The organism is Paenibacillus rhizoplanae (genome assembly GCF_042684125.1).
Taxonomy (GTDB): Bacteria; Bacillota; Bacilli; order Paenibacillales; family Paenibacillaceae; genus Paenibacillus_AQ; species Paenibacillus_AQ rhizoplanae.
The window spans coordinates 51,134-69,599 of sequence record NZ_JBHUKY010000014.1 but is presented as its reverse complement, the minus strand read 5'-3'; the positions used below and the strand labels follow the sequence as shown (position 1 = coordinate 69,599).

19 protein-coding genes, 1 pseudogene and 1 riboswitch are annotated in these 18,466 nt (G+C 55.5%); of the genes and pseudogenes, 16 read left to right on the top strand and 4 right to left on the bottom strand.

Features of this window, described 5'->3' with window-relative positions:
* Window positions 1-1,017 carry a PDC sensor domain-containing protein gene (locus ACFSX3_RS05780; protein WP_379312706.1) on the bottom strand — a complete coding sequence of 339 codons (1,017 nt, stop codon included), beginning with the start codon at window positions 1,015-1,017 and terminating at the stop codon, window positions 1-3.
* A gap of 261 nt (window positions 1,018-1,278) precedes the next feature.
* Here ACFSX3_RS05780 and ACFSX3_RS05775 point away from each other — a divergent pair, with 261 nt between their 5' ends.
* The 5 genes from ACFSX3_RS05775 (at window position 1,279) to ACFSX3_RS05755 (ending at window position 5,608) form a co-directional block, all read left to right on the top strand.
* Window positions 1,279-2,043, top strand: a complete 765-nt coding sequence (locus ACFSX3_RS05775; protein WP_209991456.1) for a class I SAM-dependent methyltransferase — start codon at window positions 1,279-1,281, stop codon at window positions 2,041-2,043.
* 139 nt (window positions 2,044-2,182) lie between these two features.
* Window positions 2,183-2,749 carry a cob(I)yrinic acid a,c-diamide adenosyltransferase gene (locus tag ACFSX3_RS05770; protein ID WP_209991455.1) on the top strand — a complete coding sequence of 189 codons (567 nt, stop codon included), beginning with the start codon at window positions 2,183-2,185 and terminating at the stop codon, window positions 2,747-2,749.
* Window positions 2,746-3,849 carry an RluA family pseudouridine synthase gene (locus ACFSX3_RS05765; RefSeq protein ID WP_209991454.1) on the top strand — a complete coding sequence of 368 codons (1,104 nt, stop codon included), beginning with the start codon at window positions 2,746-2,748 and terminating at the stop codon, window positions 3,847-3,849. Before ACFSX3_RS05770 ends, ACFSX3_RS05765 begins: the two co-directional genes overlap by 4 nt.
* Window positions 3,850-4,273: 424 nt before the next feature.
* Entirely contained in the window at window positions 4,274-4,639 is a 366-nt protein-coding gene (locus tag ACFSX3_RS05760; RefSeq protein WP_209991453.1) for an arsenate reductase family protein, read from the top strand.
* 27 nt (window positions 4,640-4,666) lie between these two features.
* Window positions 4,667-5,608 (top strand): 5'-3' exonuclease, encoded by a 942-nt coding sequence (locus ACFSX3_RS05755; protein WP_209991452.1) that lies wholly within the window; start codon window positions 4,667-4,669, stop codon window positions 5,606-5,608.
* A 43-nt stretch (window positions 5,609-5,651) separates the two neighbouring features.
* Here ACFSX3_RS05755 and ACFSX3_RS05750 read toward each other — a convergent pair whose 3' ends face one another.
* Window positions 5,652-6,629 (bottom strand): hypothetical protein, encoded by a 978-nt coding sequence (locus ACFSX3_RS05750; RefSeq protein WP_209991451.1) that lies wholly within the window; start codon window positions 6,627-6,629, stop codon window positions 5,652-5,654.
* A complete protein-coding gene (locus ACFSX3_RS05745) occupies window positions 6,626-7,042 on the bottom strand; it encodes a peptide deformylase (RefSeq protein ID WP_200869220.1) in 417 nt (138 codons plus the stop codon). The genes ACFSX3_RS05750 and ACFSX3_RS05745 overlap by 4 nt, the downstream gene beginning before the upstream one ends.
* A 185-nt stretch (window positions 7,043-7,227) precedes the next feature.
* Between ACFSX3_RS05745 and ACFSX3_RS05740 the strand changes: the two genes are divergently transcribed.
* The 3 genes from ACFSX3_RS05740 (at window position 7,228) to ACFSX3_RS05730 (ending at window position 9,534) form a co-directional block, all read left to right on the top strand.
* Window positions 7,228-8,721 (top strand): alpha-N-arabinofuranosidase, encoded by a 1,494-nt coding sequence (locus ACFSX3_RS05740; RefSeq protein ID WP_209991450.1) that lies wholly within the window; start codon window positions 7,228-7,230, stop codon window positions 8,719-8,721.
* 12 nt (window positions 8,722-8,733) lie between these two features.
* A complete protein-coding gene (locus tag ACFSX3_RS05735; protein ID WP_209991449.1) occupies window positions 8,734-9,009 on the top strand; it encodes a DUF6171 family protein in 276 nt (91 codons plus the stop codon).
* A 276-nt stretch (window positions 9,010-9,285) separates the two neighbouring features.
* On the top strand, window positions 9,286-9,534 hold the full coding sequence (locus tag ACFSX3_RS05730) for a hypothetical protein (protein ID WP_209991448.1): 249 nt from the start codon (window positions 9,286-9,288) through the stop codon (window positions 9,532-9,534).
* 225 nt (window positions 9,535-9,759) lie between these two features.
* Here ACFSX3_RS05730 and ACFSX3_RS05725 read toward each other — a convergent pair whose 3' ends face one another.
* Complete coding sequence (locus ACFSX3_RS05725; RefSeq protein ID WP_209991447.1) at window positions 9,760-10,692, bottom strand: ArsR/SmtB family transcription factor; 933 nt, start codon at window positions 10,690-10,692, stop codon at window positions 9,760-9,762.
* A gap of 139 nt (window positions 10,693-10,831) precedes the next feature.
* Window positions 10,832-11,025, top strand: a riboswitch (cobalamin riboswitch).
* A 285-nt stretch (window positions 11,026-11,310) separates the two neighbouring features.
* On the opposite strand from ACFSX3_RS05725, the gene ACFSX3_RS05720 reads away from it, so the two are divergent.
* The 8 genes and pseudogenes from ACFSX3_RS05720 (at window position 11,311) to ACFSX3_RS05685 (ending at window position 18,247) form a co-directional block, all read left to right on the top strand.
* Window positions 11,311-12,075 carry an energy-coupling factor ABC transporter permease gene (locus ACFSX3_RS05720; protein ID WP_209991446.1) on the top strand — a complete coding sequence of 255 codons (765 nt, stop codon included), beginning with the start codon at window positions 11,311-11,313 and terminating at the stop codon, window positions 12,073-12,075.
* Window positions 12,075-12,368: an energy-coupling factor ABC transporter substrate-binding protein gene (locus tag ACFSX3_RS05715; RefSeq protein WP_209991445.1), complete on the top strand. Its 294-nt coding sequence runs from the start codon at window positions 12,075-12,077 to the stop codon at window positions 12,366-12,368. The genes ACFSX3_RS05720 and ACFSX3_RS05715 overlap by 1 nt, the downstream gene beginning before the upstream one ends.
* Window positions 12,365-13,153 carry a cobalt ECF transporter T component CbiQ gene (gene cbiQ, locus ACFSX3_RS05710; RefSeq protein ID WP_209991444.1) on the top strand — a complete coding sequence of 263 codons (789 nt, stop codon included), beginning with the start codon at window positions 12,365-12,367 and terminating at the stop codon, window positions 13,151-13,153. Before ACFSX3_RS05715 ends, cbiQ begins: the two co-directional genes overlap by 4 nt.
* Window positions 13,154-13,165: 12 nt before the next feature.
* Window positions 13,166-14,026, top strand: coding sequence for an energy-coupling factor ABC transporter ATP-binding protein (locus ACFSX3_RS05705; RefSeq protein WP_209991443.1), 861 nt, complete (start codon window positions 13,166-13,168; stop codon window positions 14,024-14,026).
* 14 nt (window positions 14,027-14,040) lie between these two features.
* Window positions 14,041-15,537, top strand: a pseudogene (cobJ, locus tag ACFSX3_RS05700) (precorrin-3B C(17)-methyltransferase); the annotation flags it as partial.
* Window positions 15,520-16,788, top strand: coding sequence for a sirohydrochlorin chelatase (locus ACFSX3_RS05695; RefSeq protein WP_379258877.1), 1,269 nt, complete (start codon window positions 15,520-15,522; stop codon window positions 16,786-16,788). The pseudogene cobJ and the gene ACFSX3_RS05695, both read left to right, overlap by 18 nt.
* A complete protein-coding gene (gene cobK, locus ACFSX3_RS05690) occupies window positions 16,785-17,579 on the top strand; it encodes a precorrin-6A reductase (RefSeq protein WP_209991441.1) in 795 nt (264 codons plus the stop codon). The genes ACFSX3_RS05695 and cobK overlap by 4 nt, the downstream gene beginning before the upstream one ends.
* Before the next feature lie 2 nt (window positions 17,580-17,581).
* The gene (locus ACFSX3_RS05685) at window positions 17,582-18,247 is read left to right on the top strand and encodes a precorrin-8X methylmutase (protein WP_209991440.1); all 666 of its coding nucleotides are present in this window, start codon (window positions 17,582-17,584) and stop codon (window positions 18,245-18,247) included.
* The last annotated feature ends 219 nt before the right edge of the window (window positions 18,248-18,466 follow it).

Sequence of the window (18,466 nt, the reverse complement as noted above, 5' to 3'; positions counted from 1 at the left end):
TTATGGGTAATATAGCGGCTGTACGTACAGATACACGGCAGCTACCGTCAGGATAAGACCCGCACAGCTAACCAGCAGAATAGACCTTAGCAGCCCCTTAAGCGGCGCATACAGCTCCTGTTCCGGCATGGCGAGACCCACGGTCCAGCCGGTATCCGGCAGTTTTTCATAATACATCTGAATGGTCCCGCCGGAATCGGCATAGGTTACCATTCCCTGATTCTGCTGGAGCATTTCCGCTCCCGCTGCGGACAGACTTGCGCTTTTTTCGGCGGTTATTTTCAGCTGCATATTCTTCTCGGCATCTGGTCCGGCAATGTAATTCCCCTGCTTGTCCAGCAGGAAGGCCCAGCCTGTATTCCCGACCTTGGTCTGTTCGATCCTGCTCTGCAGCGTCTTGAGATCAATATCTCCGGCCATCACCCCCAGCAAGGTATCCGTGGTATCCCGGAAAGGAACAGCAAACGTAGCCATCGTTGTCCCTGTAATTGTGTCATAGAATGGATCTGTAAACGCTGCATGCTCCCTGCCAATGGTGTACCAGCTCTGCCCGTGATAATTATAATCGGGGTCATTGTACTGCTCGGTAGTCACAATTTTGTCGCCGTCGCGGTGGGCATAGGTGGAGAAGTACTTCAGCTTGCTGTCATACCGTCCGGGTTCAAAATAAATGCCCACACCATATGTATCCGGATTAGCATTCAGCGCACTAGACAGCATCGTCCGGTATTGATCCAGTGTGAATTCCGCAGCGTGACTCTCCAGCGTCCTGGCCAGAACCTCGGGAACCTTGCTGTGCACACTTAAGTTCGCATTAATTTCGTTAGAAATATCCGATATCTGCACATTCATTTTTTGCTTAACCTCGCGCTGGATAATGCTTTTGGAATACATGTACGACAACAGAGCGACCAGCACCAGCGTGATCAGAAAGATGGGCAGGATGAATGCAAATGTTCTCATACGTATGCTTTTGAACCGGAGCCTGGATATCCCCTTGTGAACAACATTAGCCATGTTAATCCCCCCATTAGATAGTGAAGCTATTGATACCTTTATTGAATATCATCGGCTGGAGAATTGATTTTGTTGTTACTTTTTGTCGAAAAAAATAAAATAATGTCGTAAATCCTGAGCTTGCAGGTTACGACCAGAGGCGGAGACGGCGGCAGACCCGGGCCTGATGTCCGCATCCAGCCGTAGGCATATAATGAATATTCAAGAACATTACAGAGTACGGGCTGGAACTGTACTGTAATAGGAAAGAGGAGAATATTGATGCTGCATGATCAGCTGTTGAGGGACCCGTATACATATGACGAGCTTACGTTGGAGGGGACGGGCGCGGTCAATCCAAAGAATGGGAGGCAGTATCCGTGGAAGCACGGGTATTTGGCTTTTATGGAGGAAGCGGATGCCGCAGGCAGTAACCGGAAGTACCTGGAGCTGTACAACCGGATTGCCCGTTTCTACCGGCTGTCCAACAAGCTGTATTTCGCGCTGAAGTTCGGCGGAGAACGCAGGTATAGAGAGCAGTTTCTGTCTTCGCTTGAGCTGGGCGGCGGTGAGCGTGTGCTGGAGACCTCGGTGGGCAGCGGCGATAATTTCCCGTACATAAACGTGAAGGCCGAGCTGTACGGGTTGGATATTTCCAGCGGAATGCTGAAGCAGGCGGTACGCAATCTGCGGCGGTGGAAGCTGGAGGCACATTTGTTTCAGGGGACTGCTGAGAGGCTGCCTTTTCAGGACAACAGCTTTGACTGCGTGTACCATGTCGGAGGAATCAATTATTTCAGTGATCCGCATGCTGCGGTACTGGAGATGATCCGGGTGGCGAAGCCGGGCACCAGGCTGATGATTGCCGATGAGACGCAGAAGCTGGTGAAGGGAACGTACGGGAAGGTGCCGGTGGTTAAGGGGTATTTTGCAGAGGGAGAGGACCTGCCGGAGATGCTTGGGCTGATTCCGCCGGAGATGCTGGAGTTAGCGTACAAGGAAGTGTGCAAGGGCCTGATGTATTGCATTATTTTTCGTAAGCCATGAGGCAGGTTGAATAAAGGACAATTAAGTCTCCCTCTTAAGGGAGTTATTTACATATCGAAAACGGTGATCTTTGTTTGCCACCCTACCTAAGAACGATTACACTATTACTATGTGATTTGCAACTTAGGAGGGAAGTATCATGGCGATCTATACGCGTACGGGGGATAAGGGCGAGACCTCGGTGATTGGTGGCCGGGTAGGCAAGGACGATGTCCGCGTCGAGGCTTACGGCACCATTGACGAGCTGAACTGCTTCGTTGGCCAGGCACGGAGCCTGATGGAGGACGAGCGGTTTCTAGATGTCCGCGAGCAGCTGCTGGAGATTCAGCACGAGCTGTTTGACTGCGGATCGGATCTGGCGTTCGTGAAGCTGAGTGAGAACCGCTATAAGGTAAAAAGCGAGATGGCCACCCGCCTGGAAGGCTGGATCGATGTGCTTCAGGCCGAGAATCCGGTGCTGGAGCGCTTCATCCTGCCCGGCGGAAGCCAGTTGTCCTCGGTGCTGCATGTCTGCCGGACGGTCTGCCGCCGGGCCGAGCGCCGGGCAGTGACGCTGGGCCGCAGTGCGGAGATTAACCCTGAGGCGGTAATCTATCTGAACCGGCTGTCCGACTATTTCTTCGCCCTGGCCCGCGCCGCCAACACCCGGCTGGAGATTGCTGAAGTAGAATATCTGCGCAGCAAAAAGGTGTTTCGGAACAAATGACCAGCTATTATCCGCCCATCTCCTATATCGTGCCGCCGTCCGAGGACGGCTGGCTGCTCAAAACCATCCTGCAAAAGCGGATGGATGTCTCCCGCAAGCTGCTCTCCCGGCTCAAAATGACAGACCTCGGCATTACCCTGAACGGAGAGCGTGTTTATATCAGCGTCAAGGTCAGCAGCGGGGATCAGGTCCAGATCCGGATGGAGGAGGAGACGTCAGAGGATATTTTGCCGCAGCCGATTCCCTTCGAGATTCTGTATGAGGACGGGCATCTGCTTGTGGTGAGCAAGGCCGCAGGAATGATTGTCCATCCGACCCACGGCCATTATACCGAGACTCTGGCGAACGGTGTGGTCCATTACTGGGCAGAGAAGGGCGAGCGGGTCCGCTTCCGCCCCGTACACCGGCTGGATCAGGAGACCTCCGGGGTGCTGGTGATTGCTAAGAATCCGTACAGCCACCAGCACATCTCCGAGCAGATGATTGCCGGAACGGTGGACAAGCGGTATACCGCGTTCGTGCACGGTGTTCCGGCTCTGCCCAGCGGCGATATCGACGGCCCGATCGACCGCGACCCGCTGGAGCCGCACCGGCGGATTGTGACGCCGGACGGCTATCCCTCCTTGACCCGGTATGAGGTCAAGGAGGTCTATGGCAGCGCCGCTTCACGCGTCGAGCTGAAGCTGGAGAGCGGGCGCACCCACCAGATCCGGGTGCATATGGGGTCGGTCGGCTGCCCGCTGATCGGTGACGGGATGTACCGTCACCCGCTGTATGGGCAGGCGGCTGGCAGCCGGGCGGAGGCGGCAGCGCCGGGCGAGGAGCGGCGTGCGGGAGAGTCGGCGGTGACCGTAGGCGGCGAGAAGCAGCAGGTGAAAGAGCTGGCGGTGACCGCAGACGGCGCGGCGCTGTCGCCGGACGACGCCGCCCGGCTCGCGCAGATCGCGGAGCTGGACGCGGCCATTCCGCGCCAGGCGCTGCATGCGGTGCGGCTGTCCTTCCGGCATCCGGTGACACATGCCGAGCTGGTGTTCGAGGCTCCGCTGCCGCCGGATATGGTGCTCCTGCAGGAGCAGCTCCGGCAGTCGGCAATCCGTTGAACCGGATATTTACTGATATCCGAAGGTATCTGGAGCCTGGGAACCTGTATGCTGACGGAATAATGGCGGAATGCGTACATCCCGGATACGGCTGCTGCTGCTGCTGCTGGAGTGCCGGGCTTGAGAGTAATTAAGTGCGAGACTGCACTTATTCTCAGTCATATGACGGATTAGAGGTAAGCAAGTGGAAAAAGTACAGCTAAAATTACCCAATGGACTGCAAAGTAACGATAACAGCTGATTTAAGTGTCATAAATCCATTTAATTCCTTCAGTCGTGCAGTTTGAGGAGCAGCAGGTGTACAATTTCCACTTAAATATAATTTCGAAGCACGATCAACTACTACCACTAGCCTCCGCACTCGTATGATGCTGATCTGGCGGCATAGATGCGGGGGTTCTGACGGGGAACGAAGGAGAAGCCGATGAGTAACTTGAAGGTGTATCAATATCCGAAATGCAGCACCTGCCGCAGCGCAGTGAAATGGCTGAAGGAAGCAGGGCATGAGCTGGAGCTGCAGCATATCGCAGAGCAGCCGCCTACCGTGGAGGAGCTGCGCGAACTGGTGAAGCACAGCGGGCTGCCGCTGAAGAAGTTTTTTAATACGAGTGGTGAGGTTTACCGGGAGCTTGGCCTGAAGGACAAGCTTGCAGACTTAAGCGAAGACGAGCAGCTTGCGCTGCTGTCCGCCCACGGGATGCTGATCAAACGGCCTGTCGTCACTGACGGCAAGAAGGTCACCGTAGGCTACAAGGAAGACCAGTACGCTGAAGCTTGGAGCAACGCCTAAATTAAGGAATACAAGGAGAGGTTACACATGAGCACAGCAACAGAAATGAAGGGCCGGGTCATGATCGTCGATGGAATGGCTCTGCTGTTCCGCGCTTTTTATGCTACCTCTTATGGTGGATATATCCGCAAGACCCGCGACGGGCTGCCGACGAATGCGGTGTATGGATTTTTGCAGTATTTTTTCGACGCGGTGAGTACGTTTGAGCCTTCCCATGTGGTCTGCTGCTGGGATATGGGCAAGGGCACGTTCCGCTCGGAGAAGTATGACGGGTACAAGGCGAACCGCATTGACGCGCCGCTGGAGCTGATCCCGCAGTTCGACCTCGTGAAGGAGGTTGTGGCGGAGCTGGGTGTGCCGAATATCGGCCTGGTGGGGTACGAGGCAGATGACTGCATCGGTACACTGGCTTCGTGCTACAGCGGGGAGTCGGAGGTCTATATTCTAACGGGGGACCACGACATGCTTCAGCTGGTGAATGACAGCGTCAAGGTCGTGATTATGAAAAAAGGCCGCTCCAACTATAAAGTGTATGATCCGGCTGAGCTTTTGGCAGAACGGGGCCTCACCCCTGCGCAGGTGATCGACCTGAAGGGCTTCATGGGCGACACCAGCGATAATTATCCCGGCGTGAAGGGCATAGGCGAGAAGACCGCCACCAAGCTGCTGACGGAATACGGCACGGTGGAAGGGGTCATTGAGAACCTGCATCTGCTGCCCAAGGGCGTACGCGCCAAGATTGAAGCGGATCTCGACATGCTGCATCTCTCCCGGGAGCTGGCGGAGATCCGTTGTGATGTGCCGGTGGTCTGCGAGCTGGCCGAATGTCTCTGGGAGCTGCAGCGGGATAACGCGGCACGCAAGTTCAACGAGCTAGAGTTCGGCAGCCTGATGCATCTGATCGGCGGAATCGCTGAGGTGCAGGATGACCGGGGGATCGTGCAGATTGAGCTGGGGGATCTGGGCTGAAGCCGGAATAGACAGCAAACCAAACAAGACAGTAGATACTCACCTATCGTGAGCGTGTACTGTCTTGTTTGCGTGTGAAGAGATAGATCGCATTATCCTCAGAGGGCGGCACAAGCAGGCGGGATAATTCCTCATTCAGCTCCATGCTGAAATGCTTAGCCTTATCATACGCGTCTAAGTCACCGGTAATCGCCGGGTCTCTTGTGCCGATTACAATATACAACTCTACAGATTCCGTATTAAAAACATGCTTCTCATAAGGGTTGCCGGGCACCGGCCAGGAACAAAGTACAACCTTAGGAGCGTATTTGCTCAGGGCGGCTTTGGCATCGGCTTTCTCCACAAAATCCGGGTAGGTGATATAATGCGCCCAGCTATAATCATCGGTTGCCCGGCAGGCTGTGCCGTTATCGTTAAGGAATCTCGTCAAGGTACCGTCACCCGCACCGATCTCCAGGCACTCCTTATCCCCGATCAGAGCGGACAGGCGCTTGATTAACGTACGGGAATAGAAGCAGTAGATCCCTTGTTTATTGACAAGCGGCATCAGCATCCGGGGGCGGATAATCAGCTTCCAGCATACCCGGAACAGAGGGAGTGATACGGGCTTGCGTACAAGCTTTTCCTTGAACAGGAGCTTCTGCAGAATATAACCGTCCCAGAGATTGAACCGGACAGGCCCGGAGGCTGATTCGGCGGACACCGCTAATTGCAGCTGTTCGATCAGATAAATGGCAAAGCGGGCTTTAATAATATTAGGAAGAAAAGCGTTAATGGTGGTTTGATTAAAGCCGCTTTTGACAATTTTGCTCTTCGCTATTTTGGCGCTACTTGTATAGCTGGCGAGCAAATTATGGATCAGGTTGGCGCGTTTTTGGCTCGATAAGGCATTGATCTCAAGCAGAACCTCGTCTTTGTATTCAGGATACTCTGACAAAAGCGTGCGGGTATCGGTCTCATTCCTCAGAATTTGCTCGGCGGCCGTCTTGCTGAAGGTTATCGCTCTCAGGTCCCGGCTCAAATGACAATACCCTCGCAGTGATCCACCTCATGCTGGATAACCTGCGCCGTAAATCCGGTAAAGCTATCCCGGTGCTTCTTGAAATTATAATCGAGGTATTCCACCTCAATATAATCGTATCGTTTCGCTGGGCGTACGCCTTCAAGCGACAGGCAGCCTTCCTCGGTGTCATAAGGACGGGCGCGCTTGACGATCACCGGATTGATCATTGAAAGGGTTAATTGCTGCTCCACGCGGATGGCAATGATGCGTTTGTTGACGCCAATCATGTCCGCAGCCATGCCGACGCACCGGTCGGAGTTGGCGTTCAGGGTCTCCACAAGATCCATTAACACGGGCAGATCCTTTTCCGTGGCCGGAGCAGATTTCTGGCTAAGAAGCGATATATCTTTACTGATAGGTCTAATCATCATACTCTCCAATTGTGCATTATTTGTGTGTCCATAATATCATTTTTGGCGGGGAAGTGAAATGCGGGAGTGCGGGAAGTTCTGCTTAAGATAAAGATTGACGAACCGGAGGAAGCTTGATTATAATGTTAATATAAGTGTTAAATGATTAACAAATATATTAACCTAAAGAGGAGCGTTAACTTCCCATGGCAGAACGCATTGTACTGAACACCGACATCCGCAAAGGTAAGATTGACCGCAACATCTACGGACATTTCGCTGAGCATCTTGGACGCTGTATCTATGAAGGCATCTGGGTGGGCGAAGATTCCCCAATTCCGAACACTAAGGGTATCCGCAACGACGTAGTGGAAGCGCTTAAGGAAATGAAGATTCCGGTATTGCGCTGGCCGGGCGGCTGCTTCGCCGATGAATACCACTGGAAGGACGGCATCGGCCCGAGCGAAGATCGCAAGCGTATGATTAACACACACTGGGGCGGTGCGGTAGAGAACAACCATTTCGGTACGCATGAATTCATGCTCCTCTGCGCGATGCTGGAATGTGAGCCGTACATCAACGGTAACGTAGGTAGTGGAACTGTTCAAGAGATGTCCGAGTGGGTGGAATATCTGACCTTCAACGGAGTCTCTCCAATGGCTGAGCTGCGTCAGAAGAACGGCCAGGAAGATGCCTGGAGCGTCAAGTATTTCGGCGTAGGCAACGAGAACTGGGGCTGCGGCGGTAACATGCGTCCTGAATTCTATGCCGATCTGTACCGCCAATATCAGACGTATGTGCGTAACTATGGTGACAATAAGATCCACCGGATCGCCTGCGGGGCGAATGCGGATGATTATAACTGGACGGAAGTACTGATGCGCGAAGCTACCCGCTTCATGGATTCCCTTACTCTGCACTATTACACCCTGCCTACTTCGGACTGGAATCATAAGGGCGCGGCTACAGGCTTCGGAACAGACGAATACTTCACAACGTTGAAGAAAGCACTGTTCATGGATGAGCTGGTTACCCGTCATATCGCTATCATGGACAAATACGATCCTGAGAAAAGAGTCGGCCTTATCGTTGACGAATGGGGCACCTGGTATGATGTTGAGCCGGGTACGAACCCGGGCTTCCTCTACCAGCAGAACACGATCCGCGATGCGCTGGTGGCCGGCTTGACGCTGAATATTTTCCACAAGCACAGTGACCGTGTACGTATGGCGAACATTGCCCAGACCGTGAACGTGCTGCAGGCTGTTATTCTGACCGAAGGCGAGAAAATGCTCCTGACTCCTACTTACCATGTATTCAACATGTACAAGGTGCATCAGGATGCAGAACTGCTGGAGTTGACTGTGGACAGCCCGGTATACAGCTATGAAGGCGTAGAGATTCCTGAAGTATCGGCTTCGGCTTCAGTCAATGCTGAGGGCATCATTCATGTCAGCCTGTGTAACCTGAATCACGCGTCATCGGCAGTGTTACCGCTTGCCCTGCGCGGACTGGCTGGTCAAGCATCTGTAAGCGGAACGACGCTGGCCGGAGCTTCCATCGATGCCCACAATAGCTTTGAGCAGCCGGAAGCTGTAACTCCGCAGGCATTCAGCGCCTTCAAGCTTGAAGGGGATACGCTGACTGTAGAGCTGCCGCCAATGTCGGTAACGGTACTGGCCATCACTCCACAAGCCTAAGGAGAGAACCGCATGACAACCACTTCAGCCTGCAAAGGATGCCGGGAGGAGTACAAGGTCACGGAAGCGCAGATTGCCCGCATTCTGGCGTCCTCCATGTTCAATCCCGGCAATACCGCTTCAGACGAGGTTTATGCCGAGCGGATTGCGCTTTGCGGGGCTTGCCCCAAGCTGCAGGATGGCGTAACCTGTACCGCCTGCGGCTGTATCATTCCCGTTGTTGCCCGGCTGAAGGCCCGCAGCTGTCCGCTGCCGGGCGGCGGACAGTGGCAGCCGGTGGCGGAATGACGGCCCACGCCTCACGGCAAGGGGCCAGGCGAAATAGATAGGCTAGAAGCCGCTCTTGCCATAAGAGACGGACCGATCACCGATAGCCCCTCCAACCTGCATAATGCGGCGGTTGGAGGGGCTTTTTTTGCGTTGTGGAGGAGAGGGGAAGGGAGAGGAAAGTGTGAGAGGAGGCGAAGGTGGGAGGGTGATATGCAGATATAGAAAGAAGATAATGGTGAGAAAGTAAAGGGGATAAACCCGATTGGTGGGGCGGGAAGTGGACTGGAGGAGGAAATGAGAGGGATAAATCCCTCTAATGCGGCGGAAAGTGGGCTGGATGAGGAAAAGAGAGGGATAAATCCCTCTAATGCGGCGGAAAGTGGGCTGGATGAGGAAAAGAGAGGGATAAATCCCTCTAATGCGGCGGGAAGTGGGCTGGATGAGGAAAAGAGAGGGATAAATCCCTCTAATGCGGCGGGAAGTGGGCTGGATGAGGAAAAGAGATGTATAAATCCCTCTGGTGAGGCAGAAAGTGAGCTTTGAGTGGAAATAAAGAGCACTAGTGCACCTGAATTTGCCAAAAGTGGGCTTTGAGTGGAAATGAGGAGTCTTGGCTGCAAAAGTAGCTGAATCGAAAACTAACCTAATTAGTCTAACTATCTAACCAATCAAACCACTCAAAACTAATTAGTCTATCAAACCTATCTACCCATCTTCCTCTCCAACCTATCTAACAGACCACCTGCTAGATAGCTACCAGACGAGCCTTTATAAAGAACCCGGCAAATCTGCGACAGTATCCGTATAAAACAGCTCAAACACAAGATCCTCGTTGTAATTGCCGAAGCCCTTGCCGAACAGGGTGAGACCGCCGATGTGCTCGGCATCCTCCTCGACGGAGAGCCGGAAGGTCCATTGTTTGTTACGGATGCCCACCTGATCCAGGGTGACCTCGGACAGCTTCTGCCCATCCATGAAAGTGCCCGACTGCGTAATCCGCAGCTGCTTGAGCAGGCCGTATTGATTGGTGAGTGCAGGCCACCAGGCTGGTGTGTATTTTCCCGGATTATCTCCGTAATCACCAGGGCTGGTCCAGAAGCCGAGCGATTGTCCGTTCAGCGTGAAGGTAATATCCGACGGCCAGTTGTTGTTGACCGACGGGGCTTCGGAGGCGATCTCCATCGTGATGGCAAGCTCCTCCGGCTGCTGGCTCGACAGCAGGAAATTCGGGATTTTATATTCGACGAACCCCTTGCCGAACCAGAGAATCCCGGCGTTCACCCGCTCCTGATCCCAGAAGTAACGGGGATCGTCAAAGTGCCCGATGACCCTCTCTGTCGTAGATAGCCCGCAGGTAGGCTCGATCTGGAAGTCGGAATAATGCCCCACCGGGATGTCCTTGCGGTACCCTCTGCGCGGAGTCCGGGCCTGTCCCGGAAAAACAATCTCCGCCCCGTCGGCGGCCAGTGTGCAAATCTTCTGCAGTCCGCTTTTACCGGGAGCCATATGGCTGCGGATCAGCCCGGCGGCTTCGAGCTTGCGCACATGCATGGTCATAATCGCACTGCTTAGCTTGAGGGCTGCGGCCAGCTCCTTCACGTTCATGGGCTTATCGGACAGCAGCCGCAGCATATGCAGACGCACGGTACTGGACAGGGCCTCGTACACAGGCAGAGATTGTTCGGTTAGATCAAGTTTCATCGGATGCCTCCACGTTCAGGTTATATAGTTAATAATTATATTACTCAAATAAAATTTCTACAAGCCAAGATTGTCCGCAGGCCAGCTTTTCCAATTTATATCACAGACATGCTAGGCCGAGTCCGCTATGATGTGAGATGAATTAGCGGTGAAACAAGGTGCTCTTGCCGGAAGCGGCAAGGGATAACAGGGAATCGGGTGCAACTCCCGAGCGGTCCCGCCACTGTATGGAAGAGCTGCACTTCATAATGTCACTCGGGAAGCCCCGGGGAAGACGAAGCCTGCGGCGCCTGTATTCCAAGCCAGGAGACCTACCTTGTCGACGCACACCACGACTCTACGCGGATAGGAGCGGTGTACGGATAGGTTAATGAGAAGAGGCGTTCTGCCCTGATGGACCGGAGGAATCTTGAGTGTAGAGAGGACCCCCGGTTTATAGCTGCTGGATACAAGGATACGGCCCCTAGTGATGGGACGATGAGAAGCACCTTGTTCCGCTTAGCCACGGGTTGCGCGCTCTATCGAACTTGCCTGCGTACATACACTCCCACCCTTTAGGGTGGGTTTTTTTGGCTTTAAGATCTTTAACGGGAAATGAACAAACATGGAGGGTGACAAATGAAAAAGCACAGATGGTGGAGCTTTGCGGCACTGGTTGCCGGATTTACGGTGTACTTTATGCTGAACGAACCGGGTACGGCCCGCGCGATGCACATTATGGAAGGATTCCTGCCGGTAGGCTGGGCGGTATTCTGGTGGGCGGCGTTTGTTCCGTTCTTTGTCCTGGGAATCTTCAAGCTGAGAGCCATGACCCGGGAGAACCCTGAGCTGAAGCTGCTGCTGGGTCTGGCTGGGGCGTTTACCTTCGTCCTGTCTGCGCTCAAAATGCCTTCCGTTACCGGAAGCAGCTCCCACCCGACCGGTACCGGTCTTGGTGCGGTAATGCTGGGGCCGCTCCCGATGAGCGTAATCGGCTCGATTGTCCTGCTCTTTCAGGCGCTGCTGCTGGCGCACGGCGGGATCACTACGCTTGGGGCCAATGCGTTCTCGATGGCGGTGGCGGGTCCTTTTGCCGGATATGCAGTGTATAAGCTGATGATGAAGCTGCCGGACCGCGAGAAGCTGGCCTTGTTCTGTGCGGCTGCGGTGGCTGATCTGAGTACGTATGTAGTGACTTCCTTTCAATTGGCGGTGGCTTTTCCGGCGGCGGATGGCGGCGTTCTGACTTCTTTTCTCAAATTCGGGGGCATCTTTGCCGTGACGCAAATCCCGCTGGCCATCAGTGAAGGGCTATTGACGGTACTGTTGTGGAACTGGCTGAAATCGTATAGCCCGAATGAATTGTCGCTGCTGAAACGCAAGGTGAACGGAGGGAGAGCCTAATGAGCAATAAATGGAAAAATGTGTTGATGCTGCTGGTTGTTATTCTGCTGGTCATTCTGCCGCTGCTGCTGGTCAATGGGGAATTCGGCGGGGCCGATGATGCGGCTGAAGGTGTGATTACCGAGATTAATCCTGACTATAAGCCGTGGTTCAAGCCGCTGACTGAGCTGCCTGGGGAGACGGAGAGTATGCTGTTTGCATTGCAGGCAGCGATTGGTGCCGGTGTGATCGGTTATACCCTGGGACTGCTCAAGGGTAAGCAGGGCGTGACGAAGCAGCATAACAGCAAGTGATCCGGCGGATTGACGTTCTCTCCTACAATAATGCTCTGCGCCAGTTGTCCCCGATGTGGAAAAGCTCGTTCGCAGCCCTGATGTTCCTGCTCTCTTACACCGTACATCCGGTACTACAGGCTGTGATCACCCTATGGATGATGTCCTGGTGTATATTTCAGGCCCGCATTCCCTTCCGTGCTTATGGCATGCTGTTCGGCACAGCGCTGCTGTTCTATGCCCTTAGCGTACCGGCGCTGCTCGTGGAATTCGGGCATCCGGCAGCGGGAGAGGGAGGAATATTCCCGCTGCCGGGACTGAACCTGCCGGTATATGTTACAGCGGCCGGGCTTCAGCGGGCGGGAGAACTGCTGGCCAGAATCTCTGCCTGCATGAGCTGTTTCTTTTTCCTGATGTTCACTACTCCGTTCAGTGAGCTTTTACAGGTGCTGCGCAGGCTGCGGATGCCGCAGATTGTCCTGGAGCTGATGCTGATTATGTATCGCTTCTTGTTCCTGCTGAGTGATGCAGCGCATGGTCTGTTGCTGGCCCGCAGGCTGCGCGGAGGCCGCCGGGGTTACAAGGCTATGCTGCGGGAGACTGCGGCCATGGCAGGAGCGCTGTTCGGCAACACGATGCACCGTTATTACGGATTATCGCAGGGGCTGCTGGCCCGCGGATTCACAGACGAGATTATTCTCCCGCCTTATACTGCGCGTCCTGTACCGCGGCGGTATACCGTTCAGGCTTATGCCGGTATTGCGCTACTGCTGCTGGCTGAGGCGTACTTTATCACTAACACATGAAAGGAGCCGGCCATGGTTCAGGAATCTAGCTTGGCTTGTGACGGAGTGGTCTTTCACTACCCGGATACGAAGGAGCCTGCACTGCATGAACTTACGTTTTCCATCCCCGCAGGCAGCAAGACGGCAGTGCTCGGCCATAACGGTTCGGGTAAATCGACGTTGTTCCTGCATGCCGTCGGCATTTTGCGCCCGCAGCAGGGTACGGTTGTGCAAGGAGGGAAGGCGTTATCCTACTCGAAAAAAGAGCTGGCCGCTCTGCGGCGGAAAGTGGGCCTGGTTTTCCAGGACCCCGAGCAGCAGCTGATCCTCAGCACACCGCTGGAGGATGTGTCGTTCGGGCTGCGCGGCAGCGGCATGGCAGAACCGGCTATTGCTGCGCGCTGCCGGGAGGTCATGGAGCTGCTGAATCTGACCGATCTGGGCGATAAACCGATTCACCAGCTTAGTCTTGGCCAGAAAAAACGCACGGCACTCGCCGGTGTGCTGGCTATGGAGCCGGAGCTGATTCTGCTGGATGAGCCGACCTCGTATCTGGACCCGTTATCGGAAACGCAGATGCTGAAGGGGCTTGAAGCCATACATGATAAAGGGACAACCGTAGTTATGGCTACGCATGATATGGACCTGGCCTACCGCTGGGCGGACTGGATTATTGTACTGGAGCATGGAAGATGCCGGGCGGCGGGGACACCGGAGGAGATTTTTGCGGGACGGGAGGAGCTATTGTCCATTGGTCTGGGATTACCGCTGCTGGCTGACTTATGGTTCAGCCTGCCTGCCAGCCTGACCGCAGGTCAGAGCGCTCCCCGCACCGCCGACGAATTCAAAGTGAAGCTGCATAAGCTGCTTGCGCTTAACCACAGCTATTCATGAACGGGGGAAGAAGAATGAACAAACAAGGAAAACTGCTGATTATCGGCTTCGGCCCCGGAGCGCTGGAGCATATTACCGGCCGCGCACTGGCTGCGCTGGATGAGAGCGAGGCGGTCATTGGCTATACCACTTATGTAGATCTGATCAGGCCGCTGCTGCGGCATCAGGAGATTGTCGGCACGGGAATGACCGAGGAGGTCAGCCGGGCCCAGGAGGCCGTCCGCAGAGCAGAAGAAGGGCAGACGATTGCGGTAATCTCCAGCGGCGATGCCGGTGTCTACGGAATGGCCGGGCTGGTCTACGAGGTGCTGATTGAACGCGGCTGGAGCCGCTCAGATGGGGTACAGGTCGAGGTGATCCCGGGAATCTCGGCGATCCAGTCCTGCTCCTCACTGTTGGGGGCCCCGATAATGCATGATTCCTGCACAATCAGCCTGAGCGATCATCTTACGCCCTGGGAGAGCATTGCTGCGCGTGTGGAAGCGGCGGGGGCGGCGGATTTCGTCATTGCGTTCTATAATCCGCGCAGCGGCAGACGGACGCGCCAGATTGAAGAAGCGCGGGGCATTCTGCTGCGTTACCGTGATCCGGCTACACCGGTAGGCATTGTCAAAAGCGCCTACCGTGACCGCCAGCAGACCGTCGTAACCACGCTGCAGGATATGCTGGAGCATGAGATCGGCATGCTCTCGACAGTGGTGGTCGGCAACTCTGCTACCGTTGTCTATGAGGACCTTATGATTACGCCGCGCGGATATGAGCGCAAGTATAGTCTCGGGGCACAGACGCAGACACTGAAGCCGCACGAGCGGCTGCGCACGGCAGCTGAGCCTTGGTCACTGGCTGCGGCGGAGTCCGGGCAGGCAGAGGGGGCAGCTGGAGCCGGAGCGGCACAAGCTGTGGATGCGGGGAGAGCAGCAGAGTCTCCCTTCGAGCTGGAGATTGCTCCGGCAGCCGGCAGCCGCAGCTTCAGCGGCGATCAGATGAAGCTGCTGGCTGAGCTTGCGGGCAGCGAAGGGCAATTGGTCTATACGAAGGACGGGTATTTCCTGCTGCGCGGCAGCCGGAGTGAAGAAGCAGAGGCAGGAGCAAGGCTGCTGGAGGCCGGACTGAATGTAAGTACGCCTGGAGATTACGTGAAGGTGAAAACCTGCGGGTTCTGTGAGCTGCGCAGAAGCGGGGCGTTAAGTGCTGCTGTCCGGCTGCACACCCTGCTGCATGGACTCGCTGTGCCCAGAGAGCTGCACATCAGTGTAGCCGGCTGCGGGATGGCTTGCAGCTCAGCTGTGCTGGATGACATCGGGCTCGTATGCTCGCGCGGCAGCTATGAGCTGTATCTCGGCGGCAAGAAGTCCGGGCGGGGCGCCCATTCCGGGATTTTGGTGCGTGAAGGGATGGACGAAGATCAAGCGTTAGCCGCTGTATCTGCGGCAGTTGAGGATTACCGGGCTAATGGCCGGGAGCAGGAGCGTTATCATGCGTTCCGGGAACGGATGGACAGCGCAAAAGGTGGTGCAGCCCATACATCCGACAATAACAACAACATAGAAGGAGTGCAGACGATGAGAACGGTATTACTGGTGGGACACGGGAGCCGGGTTCAAGCGGGAAATGAGGAGCTGCTGGAATTCACCCGCCTGCTCGCGGCCCGTAAGCCGGAGCTGAAGGTCGAGACCTGCTTCATAGAGCTCGCCTCCCCTTCTATCGCTGGCGGAATTGCGAGATGTATCGAGGGCGGTGCGGCGGAGATATACGTGGTGCCGATTATTTTGTTCGCGGCAGGGCATTCCAAGCTCGATATTCCAATGGCCATTGATGAAGCCAAGCAGAGATATCCTGGGGTGAAGTTCATCTACGGGCGTCCGCTGGGGGTGCAGGACCGTGCCGTCGATATTCTGCTGGAGCGGATTCAGGAAGCAGAACGACTTCCAGTGGTGCAGGTGAAGGCGGCTGGCGGAATGGACCTGGACCTGCGCGGGAACGGTGCATCCACGATAGAGGATAAGGATACCATCGTGCTGCTGATGGGACGCGGGGGCAGTGACCCGGATGCTAACAGTGATCTGTATAAAATAAGCCGGATGCTCTGGGAGAAAACAGGCTACCGAAGTGTGGAAAGCTGCTTCATAGCCATCGCCAAGCCGTCGCTGCCGGACGGGCTTGAGCGCTGCCTGGCACTGGGTGCGCGCAAAATTATTGTTCTGCCGTACCTGCTGTTCACCGGAGTGCTAATGCAGCAGTTCGCTGAGAGAGTGGCGCAATTTGCAGCGGAGCATCCAGGGCTTGAAGTGGAGATCGGCGGCACGCTGGGCGCACATCCGCTGCTGGCGGATATGCTGACAGAGCGGATCGAGGAGACGCTGGAAGGCCGTGCCTTCAGCAACTGCGATAACTGCAAATACCGCGATGCAGCCTCTTTGCATCATCACCATCACCATGGTGAGGAGGGGCATGGAGAGCATGAGCATGAACATCACGGGCATGGGCATCACAGTCATGAGGGACATGGACACGGGCACCATGAGCATGGAGATCATGAGCACGGACATGTGCATCATTGCCATGAGGAACATGGACATTGCGGGCATGGTAATCATGAGCATGGGCAGCACGAGTGCACGCATCACGAGCATGATGAACATGGGCACACGCAACACGCGCACGGGCATCACTGCCATGGGCAGCATGGGCGGAATGAGCGGCATGATGTAACGGAGGCGGCAGCTCTGGCAGATGATCAGGCGCTTCGCCAGCCGCGATGATCTTCATGTTATGCGGCACCAGCGACGCCCGGGAGCTGGCACAGAGTCTTACGCGCCAAGGCCTGCCGCTGCAGGCCAGCGTGGTGACGCCCAGCGGGGCAGAACGCCTGGAGGCGGCAGGCATCCGCACCCGCGTCGGCAGGCTGGACCGCACGGCGATGATCTCCTTGCTGCAAGCGGGCGGGTACCGTGCCGTGGTGGACGGCAGCCATCCTTTTGCGCTGGAGGCCCATGCCAATGCGATGGAAGCTGCTGCTGCGCTGGGATTGCCTTACTTCCGCTACGAGCGGCAGAGTCTTATCTATAACAGCCATCCCCGGCTGTTGCTTGTGCATTCGTATGAAGAGGCTGCGCACAAGGCCAAGGAGCTGAAGGGATCTGTGATGCTGACCACCGGCGGCAAAACGCTGGAGATTTTTGCGGAGGAGCTGTTGGGAGATCCGGATATCCGGCTGACCGTAAGGCTGCTGCCTTGTCTGGAGAATCTGGAGAAGTGCCAAGCCCTTGGGATCGAGCAGCGGAATATTATTGCGCTTCAGGGCCCTTTTAGCAGAGAGATGAATGAGGCCTTATACCGGCAGTATGGCACCCGGGTGATGATTACCAAGGAGAGCGGGGCCGAGGGCTCGGTGGATGAGAAGCTGCATGCCGCGCTGGATATGGGGTTATATGTGATTCTGATTATGCGGCCGGGGCTGTCCTTCGGGGATGGCGGAACGGTGTTTGATTCTTTTGACGAGATTACGGCTGCTGTGAAGAATGTGCTGCTAATGACAAGGGAAGAGGGATGAATGTGGATTTCGGGACAGAGTTCAAGCCGGTGACCGTACAGCCGCAGGAGATAGAGGGTCTAAGCTTTCAGATGATTACGGAGGAGCTGGGTGAACATTCGTTTAGTGCACTGGAGTACCCGATTGTACAGCGGATTATTCATGCTTCGGCTGATTTTGAGCTGGGACGCAGTCTGGTGTTTCATCCCGGGGCGATTGAGGCGGGGATTCACGCCATGCTGCAGGGCAAGCCGATTATAGCGGATGTGCGGATGGTGGAGGCGGGCATTGCCAAGGAACGGATTCAGCGGTACGGCGGCGAGGTCCGGGTACATATTGCAGATCCTGATGTGGTGGACGAGGCGAAGGCGCTGGGAACCACAAGGGCGATCATCGCAACGCGCAAGGCCTGCGCCCAGTCACCAGGGGGAATCTATGTCATCGGCAACGCGCCGACTGCCCTGCTGGAGCTAATCCGTCTGGTAAAAGCAGGCGCCGCCCAGCCAGGCCTCGTCATCGGCATGCCCGTTGGCTTCGTCTCGGCGGCAGAGTCCAAGGATGAGCTGCGCAAGCTGGATATTCCCTACATCACCAATATCGGCCGCAAAGGCGGCAGTACAATTGTGGTCGCCGCAGTGAACGCACTAAGTCTGCTGGCCGTCCGCCGGGCGGCGGGCTGGCTGGGGTAGCTTGATCAGCTGATCACGGATCAGGCGGCTGGAGGGTTCTTACCAACTACCAGGTAAATGTGCTAACTGTGCGGATTGCGGTAGCGTGTGGGTTGAGTGATTGTATTCTGTGCAACAGAATTCGTAATTTTATAGTTGAAATCCGGTTCTGTTGTAGTTCATACACTTGATTTTTGGATAAGGGCTCCACAACACCTCCCTCACCAAATTCTAATGTAC